The sequence below is a fragment of the Streptomyces sp. NRRL F-2664 genome (assembly GCF_000719345.1).
Taxonomy (GTDB): Bacteria; Actinomycetota; Actinomycetes; order Streptomycetales; family Streptomycetaceae; genus Streptomyces.
This window is the reverse complement of the sequence record NZ_JOFX01000380.1, coordinates 1-407: the sequence shown is the minus strand read 5'-3', so window position 1 is coordinate 407 and position 407 is coordinate 1. Positions and strand designations below refer to the sequence as shown.

1 pseudogene is annotated in these 407 nt (G+C 75.2%); it reads right to left on the bottom strand.

The features are described from left to right. A pseudogene (locus IF89_RS0136190) lies at positions 1 to 407 on the bottom strand (hypothetical protein); the annotation flags it as partial.

Genomic DNA, 407 nt, shown 5'->3' with positions numbered 1-407 from the left:
CCGGTGGTCTTGCCGTCGGTGGTGAGGGCGGTGAGGCGGCCCGCGGCATCGGTCTCATGGGCGGTGGCTGTCTTGCTGCCGTCCGCACCGGTGACGGTGACCGTGGTGATGTCGCCGGCGGCGTTGGCGGTGTAGGCGGTCGACCGCAGCACCGGCGCCTTCGCATCGCCGCCGCCGTGCAGGACGGTGGAGGTGAGCCGGCCGTACGCGTCGTAGCCGTGCACGGTGTGCGTCGTGGCGGGCGGGGCGTCAGCGGCCCCCTCTCCGCTGTGCCCGCTGCTGCCTTCCGCGCTGGCACCCTCCTGCCCGCCGCTGCCCGCACCGCCGCCGCTGTTGTCGCTGCCGGGAGCGGGGCTGGTGGTGGGGCGGGTGTCGGTGCGGGTGGCCAGGTCTCCGCGGCTGTTGTA